The sequence below is a fragment of the Acidimicrobiia bacterium genome, assembly GCA_036271555.1.
In the GTDB taxonomy this organism is placed as follows: Bacteria; Actinomycetota; Acidimicrobiia; order IMCC26256; family PALSA-610; genus DATBAK01.
Genome location: DATBAK010000045.1, coordinates 23,149 through 29,620 on the forward strand (window position 1 = coordinate 23,149; position 6,472 = coordinate 29,620).

Below are 6,472 nucleotides of genomic sequence, written 5' to 3' on the forward strand. Positions count from 1 at the left end.
ACCCGGCTCCGCTCAACTCGCCACGACGATGAGCTCGGGCGTGGTCGCAGTCGCGGGACGGCCGTCCCAATCGCCGTAGAGGTGAGCGATCGCGAAGCCCGCGGCGGCGAGCGTCGCGCGCAGCTCGTCCTCGGTCCGGAAGCGCAGCCGCGCGGGCGACACGACGTCGACGCCGGTGGCGAGGAAGCGGTAGTGGTTCGTGAACGAGACGACGCCGTCGGCAACGATGTCGACCTCGGTCCACGTCTCGATCTCACCGGCGATCGGATCGCGCACGGTCACCGCGTCGGCGCGCGTCCATCGCTCCCACGCGCGCGCGAGTGGATTGCGCGTCTCGAAGGCGAGCGCGCCACGCGATCGCATCGCGCCCCGCAACGCGAGCAACGCGCGGCGCCAGTCGTCGTCGGCAACGAAGAACTGCGCGACGTGCCCGGTCATGATCGCGAGGTCGGCACGCTCCGCGCCGAGCGCGTCCGCGCCGCCTTCGATCCAGTCGACGCGGTCACCGAACGGCTGCCGGCGCGCCACGGCGAGCATCAGCGCCGACGGCTCGACGCCGATCATCTCGAAATCCCGCTCGGCGAGCGCGCGCGTGATCAGTCCCGTGCCACAGCCGAGGTCGACGATCCGGCGAGCGCCGATCTCGCGCGCGAGGCGCTCGTAGAAGTCGGGTTGCTCGCCCGGCCCGTACGCGTTGATCGTCTCGTAGACGGCGACGAGCCGGGGATCGTCGAACTCGGGGATCACGCCCCACGTTCCCACGACGGGCGCGCGCACCGCCCGCTATCGGGAGGCGACTTGCTCGATGCGCACGAGGTTGCCGGACGGATCGCGCACCGCGCCGTCGCGCACGCCCCACGGCTGGTCGGTCGGCTCCTGCACGATCTCGGCCTTGGCGTCGTGCAGCTTCGCGAACGTCGCGTCGAGATCGTCGCTGCGGAAGTGCACGCCGTTCATCGCGCCCTTGGCGACCAGCGCGGCGATCGTGTCGGCGTCGGCAGGACTGCCGTCGAGGTAGTTCGTGAGCACGATGTCGACACCGGGTTGCGCCGACGAGCCGACGGTGATCCACCGGAACTGCTCGCGGGCGACGTCGTTGTGCACGTCGAGGCCGAGCGTGTCGCGGTAGAACGCGAGCGCGGCGTCGGGGTCGTGGATCTGGAGGAAGCAGCAGGCAAGGGTGACGGTCATGGCTGCAACGCTAGAGAACCGACCATCCGCTGTGCTTCTCGGATCCTGCTCGGTTGACTCGCGATTCGCCTCGGACGGGTGACGTGCTTGGCGACGCAACTCGGGATGCTCACGAGCGCCCGGTGGTCTCGGGCGCGATAGGCCGTCGGCGTCTCGCCGACGAGCTCTGTGAAACGGCTGCTGAACGAGCCGAGCGACGCACAACCGACTGCCATACACACGTCGGTCACCGAGATGTCGCCGCGCCGCAACAGCGCCTTCGCGCGCTCGATGCGCCGCGTCATCAAGTACGCGTAGGGCGTTTCTCCGTACGCGGCGCGGAACTGTCGCGAGAAGTGCGCCGGCGACATGAGCGCGACCCTTGCGACCGCGGCGACGTCGAGCGCGTTCGAGTACTCGCGGTCCATGAGATCGCGCGCACGACGCAGGTGCGCGAGGTTGGCGAGGTCTTCCGGCGTCAACGCTTCTTGCCCGCCTTCGTCGATTCGTTCAGCGCGATGGCCTCACGGATGAGATCGGTCAGCGCCTTCTCGTCGATCACGTCGGCTTCGGCGAAGTCGATCGCGCGCCGCGTGTTCCCAGCGAGGCTCGAGTTGAAGAGCTTCTTCGGGTCCTTCAGCGCGGCACCCTTCGCGAACGTGAGCTTCACGACGCTCTTGTAGCTCTCACCGGTGCAGATGATTCCGTCGCGCGACCACACGGGCGTGCCCGGGCTCGATGCCTTCGCCCACTTCCACTCCTCGACGACGTGGGGATCGGCCTTCTTGACGATGCTGCGCACCTTCGCGAGCTTCTTGCCGCGCCAGTCGCCGAGCTCCTTGATCCGCTCGTCGATGTTCTTCGAAGCGTCCGACATCTCGATCCTTTCGTCAGAATCGATAGTAACGCTCTTGTTTCGAGAGTGTTACTCTCACATCGATGGCGGGGAATGTCAAGCGCGGACAGGCGCGAACGAGACGCACTCGGCTGGCGGTCGTCGAGGCGGCGCGCGACCTCTTCCTCGAGCGCGGCTACGGGGCGACGACGATCGAGGCGATCAGCGATCGCGCCGACACGCCGCAGGCCACCGTCTACCGGCTGTTCGCTTCGAAGCTCGGGATCCTGAAGGCCGTGCTCGATGTGTCGATCGCCGGCGACGACGACGCGGTCGCGATGGCCGACCGTCCGCAGGTGCACGCGCTCCTCGCCGACGCGGATCCGACCAAGCAGCTCGCCGGTTTCGCCGCACTGCTCCGGGACCTGATGTCGCGGACCGCGCCCGTGCATCGCATCGTCGCCGACGCGGCGCGCTCCGACGAGGGCGCCGCCGCGCTCCTCGCCAACATCGCGCGCCAGCGGCACGAGGGCCAGCAGCGCGTCGCGCGTTCACTCGCGCGTTCGGGCTCGCTCCGTTCGGGCGTGCGGCAACGCGACGCCGCCGACGTCATCCACGCGCTCGCGTCGCCCGAGGTCTACGGCCTGCTCGTGCTCGACCGGGGCTGGAGCGGCGCGCGCTACGAGCAGTGGGTCCAGACGACCCTCGCGGCCCAGCTGCTCGGCGAATCGCCCTGACGTACGGCCGACGCGGGCAAGCTGTGCTCCCATTCGGAGGGGGGACGGAATGGTTGGTCGTTCGGCGATGTACTCGGTGGACGAGCGGCACGACTTCTACGTGATGGTCGGCGGCGCGGCCGCGGTGCTCACAGGCCCGATCTTCGTTGCGATCTCGATCCACTTGCGAGCAGTGATTGCAATGCCGCTGCTGTGTTCACGCGGTCGCTACATGACGGCCGAGCTCATGCTCGCCGTCATCACGTCGGGCTTCGTGCTCGTCCCGCGTCAGAGCCGCAGGGCGTGCTGCTCGCGCTGTGCGTGTGCGTCGGCGGCGCGTGGTCGCTGCTCGCGAGCATCGAGGAAGAAGAGCTCGGCGAATCCGACGCGCGCACGTAACGTCCCCGGGCGCGCGCTATGAGTCCGGGGTCGTGAACTCGAGCACGCCGCCGTGCGCGGTGCCGTCGGCGTTCGTCGCCACCACTTCGAAGTAGTAGTTCGTTCCGGGCGTCAGCGAATCGATCTCCGCGACGACGTTGTCCTCGCTCGCGACGCTCTGCGTCGCCGTCTTGTGGTCGAGGTGCGCGGGATCGGTACCCCAGACGAGCCACGCGGTCGTGTCGGGGCCGTTCGGGGTCACGTGCGCGTTGAGCAACGCGGTGGTCGACGACACCGGGCTCGCCGCCTTCGTGTGCGCGTCGGGACCCGCGGGGTCGACGACCGTGGTGCGCGCCTGCGCGGTCGTCGTCTTTCCGTCCGTGCCGGTGACCGTGAGCATGGCGGTGTAGTTGCCGGCCTCGGTGTAGGTGTGATCGAGCGCGGCCGGCGGCGTTCCGTCGCCCGTGACGCGCGCGCTGCCGTCGCCGAACGAGATCGACCAATCGCCCGGCGCGCTCAGCGAACCGTCGAACGAGGTGGACGCGGGCGTGTAGCCGACCGGCGGATTCGAGGTGAGCCACGTCGGCCGGTTGGTCCCACCCGCGTCGACGATCACGGTCTGGCGCGCGCGAGCCTTCGTGTGGTCGTTCCCGTCGACGGTGAGGGTCGCGGTGTACGAGCCGGGCGTGTCGTAGCGATGGTGAATCGCGGCGGGCGGCGCGCCGTTCCCCTTCGACTTCTTCCCGTCGCCGAACCCGAGCGTCCAGTTGCTGATGCCGTTCGGATCGGTGCTCGCCGACCCGTCGAACGTCACCGCGAACGGCGCGTTCCCGACGACCGGTTCCGATGCGCTCGTGCTCGAGACGCCGGTCGATCGCGTGAGCGGCGTCGCGAGCTGCGAACCGGGCACCGTCGGCAGGAGCACCGGCGCCCGCGGCGGTTGGGTGAAGTCGAAATCGTCGACGACGTTGCCGAGTCCGGGCGCGTTCTCGCGGACGTCGGGGCGGGGATCCGGTCGACCGTCGGTCGCGGGGTCGAGGCGCTGGCCGCCGAGGAAGCGATCCTCGATGAACTTCAGGTACGAGTCGAAGGTCAGCGTCTGGTGGTCGATCGTGCCCTGCTTCGCGTAGGGACTGATCACGAGACCCGGGACGCGAATGCCGTAGCCGTTCGCGTCGACCGTCGGCGGCGTGAGGTGGTCGTAGAAGCCGCCCCAGTCGTCCCACGAGAGGAAGACCGCGGTCGAGTCCCACTCGGGGCCCTGCATCAACTGGTTGATCAGATACGTGACGTACTTCTCCCCGTCACTGATCTTGCGGGGCGCGTGCTCACTGACGGAGTAGTTCGGCACCACCCACGAGACGGCGGGGAGCGCGCCGTCCTTCGCCGCGCCGACGAAGTCGCTGACCGATTGAATGTTCGTGAGCTGTTTGTCGGTCTTGACCGTGTCGAACGCGGGCAGTGGATTCCAGAAGCTCGGCGTCTTGCGGTCCTGCGGTCGCGGCACGCAGTTGATCGCCGACGGGTTGTTGCAGTCGGGCTCCTGGCCCTTGAACACGTAGTACGACCACGACACGTTGGCGCGGTAGAGCAAGTACGTGATGTCGGTCCACGCGTAGTCGGTGCGTCCCCCCGTCGGCGACTTCGACACGAAGTTCGACTCGTTGCGACAGCTCATCGGGTCGCCCGCCTTGTAACAGAGCGCGGACCAACCCGACAGGAGATCGAGATGCGCGGGGCGACTCCACGTCACGGCCGACTCGAACAGGTGGTCCTGCAGGACGAAGTCGTCGGCGTAGGCCCAGTAGTTCGGAATGTCGGACCGCAGCTTGTAACCCATGATCGACGGGTTCGCCGCGTTGCACAGCGGGTGCGCGCCGCACACCTGCTCATAGCGCGAGATGAAGCCGTCCATCTTTCCGTTGTCGATGTCGGCGAGTGCATCGTCACGCCCGTGAGGGCCACCGGCGGGCGCGTCGGTCGGATCGTGGAACGGCGCGTCACACCGTTGGTTCCCGGGATCCGGCACGCAGATGGTCGGCTTTCCCTCGCCGTCGACGGGAATGCCGTCGGCGCCGGGATACATGCCGAAGTACTCGTCGAACGAGTGGTTCTCCTGCATGATGAACACGATGTGCTGGATCTTGTTCATGTCCGGCGTGTCCGAGGTCGCGGTGAGCACCGCGTCCGCTCGGGTCTTGGCCGCGGCGTGACCGTACGGCAGCACCGCAGTGAGCACGGCGACGACCGCCGCCGTGGCGACGAACGCCCGACGCGCGCGCGGACGCATGCTCCGTCGAATGCCGACCCACTCCCCATTCATGTCCGGTAGCTGCCTTACCCCACACCGCAACCGAACCGAGCGCCGCCCGCCCGGGTTCTCGGCCCGACGGTACCGGTGCGAGGCGGCCGGCGGCTAGTTGTGTTGCCCGTCCACGTTGGTGACGTGGGTCCGCCAATGAATTGAGCCTCCGAGGGATCGTGTGGTTGTTCGAAGACCCACGATTCTCTGGAGGCTCAGGTGCACGGTAACGCTCCAATGACTGCGCGTGGCCGCATGATCATGATCGAGCGGATTGCGTCGGGTCGTCCGGTCGCGCATGTCGCGGCCGAGATGGGCGTGTCTCGCAAGACGGCTGACAAGTGGTGGCGGCGGTGGCTCGCCGAAGGCGAAGCCGGGCTGAACGATCGTTCCAGTCGACCGCATCGGTGTCCGCACCAGACCACCATCGCTCGAGAACGCCGGATCGTGCGGTTACGCCGGCGTCGCAAGCTCGGTCCGGCCCGTATCGCGACGATCGTGGGGATGCCGGCGTCGACGGTGCATCGCGTGTTGTGCCGTCATGGCGTGAACCGGCTCGCGTGGATGGATCGCCCGACCGGCCAGGTCATCCGCCGCATCCACACCGACCGGCCCGGCGAGCTCGTGCACGTCGACGTCAAGAAACTCGGACGGATCCCACCGGGAGGCGGCTGGCGGATGCGCGGCCGTGAAGGCACGGGCCACCACTCCAAGACGCGCGTCGGTTACGACTTCATCCACTCCGCGATCGACGCGCACAGCCGCCTCGCGTACAGCGAGATCCTGCTCAACGAACGCGGGCCGAGCTGTGCCGGGTTCTGGGACCGAGCGCAGCAGTTCTTCGCGACCCATGGCATCACGGTCGACGCCGTCCTCACTGACAACGCGAAGAACTACATCGGCAAAGACTTCACCGCCGCACTCAACGGGATCGAGCACCGGCGGATCCGACCTCGACGACCACAAACCAACGGCAAGATCGAGCGATTCAACCGCACCCTCGCCGACGAATGGGCATACGCCCGCCTCTACACATCGAACCGTCAGCGAGCCCGCGCTCTTGACCGTTGG

Annotated in this window: 7 protein-coding genes; 2 read left to right on the forward strand and 5 right to left on the reverse strand. The window is 68.0% G+C overall.

Going from position 1 to position 6,472, the window contains the following annotated elements; translation table 11 throughout:
• Positions 1-12: 12 nt before the first annotated feature.
• The 4 genes from VH914_11830 to VH914_11845 are packed head-to-tail and all read right to left on the reverse strand — an operon-like array spanning position 13 to position 2,047.
• A complete protein-coding gene (locus VH914_11830; GenBank protein HEX4491888.1) occupies positions 13-777 on the reverse strand; it encodes a methyltransferase domain-containing protein in 765 nt (254 codons plus the stop codon).
• A gap of 6 nt (positions 778-783) precedes the next feature.
• Positions 784-1,191, reverse strand: coding sequence for a VOC family protein (locus VH914_11835; GenBank protein ID HEX4491889.1), 408 nt, complete (start codon positions 1,189-1,191; stop codon positions 784-786).
• Positions 1,188-1,652, reverse strand: a complete 465-nt coding sequence (locus tag VH914_11840) for a helix-turn-helix transcriptional regulator (protein HEX4491890.1) — start codon at positions 1,650-1,652, stop codon at positions 1,188-1,190. Before VH914_11840 ends, VH914_11835 begins: the two co-directional genes overlap by 4 nt.
• A complete protein-coding gene (locus VH914_11845; protein HEX4491891.1) occupies positions 1,649-2,047 on the reverse strand; it encodes a DUF1801 domain-containing protein in 399 nt (132 codons plus the stop codon). The genes VH914_11840 and VH914_11845 overlap by 4 nt, the downstream gene beginning before the upstream one ends.
• 62 nt (positions 2,048-2,109) lie before the next feature.
• Between VH914_11845 and VH914_11850 the strand changes: the two genes are divergently transcribed.
• Positions 2,110-2,742, forward strand: a complete 633-nt coding sequence (locus tag VH914_11850) for a helix-turn-helix domain-containing protein (protein ID HEX4491892.1) — start codon at positions 2,110-2,112, stop codon at positions 2,740-2,742.
• A 394-nt stretch (positions 2,743-3,136) separates the two neighbouring features.
• Here the strand turns inward: VH914_11850 and VH914_11855 are convergent, their stop codons facing one another.
• On the reverse strand, positions 3,137-5,389 hold the full coding sequence (locus tag VH914_11855; GenBank protein ID HEX4491893.1) for an alkaline phosphatase family protein: 2,253 nt from the start codon (positions 5,387-5,389) through the stop codon (positions 3,137-3,139).
• A gap of 231 nt (positions 5,390-5,620) precedes the next feature.
• On the opposite strand from VH914_11855, the gene VH914_11860 reads away from it, so the two are divergent.
• Positions 5,621-6,472, forward strand: an 852-nt coding sequence (locus tag VH914_11860; GenBank protein ID HEX4491894.1) for an IS481 family transposase, incomplete at its 3' end; no start/stop codon positions are given.

Excerpts from the sequence above, each read along its gene's own strand:
- VH914_11835 (HEX4491889.1), bottom strand. The coding sequence starts at position 1,191 with ATGACCGTCACCCTTGCCTGCTGCTTCCTCCAGATCCACGACCCCGAC.
- VH914_11845 (HEX4491891.1), bottom strand. The coding sequence starts at position 2,047 with ATGTCGGACGCTTCGAAGAACATCGACGAGCGGATCAAGGAGCTCGGC.
- VH914_11850 (HEX4491892.1), top strand. The coding sequence starts at position 2,110 with ATGGCGGGGAATGTCAAGCGCGGACAGGCGCGAACGAGACGCACTCGG.
- VH914_11855 (HEX4491893.1), bottom strand. The coding sequence starts at position 5,389 with ATGCGTCCGCGCGCGCGTCGGGCGTTCGTCGCCACGGCGGCGGTCGTC.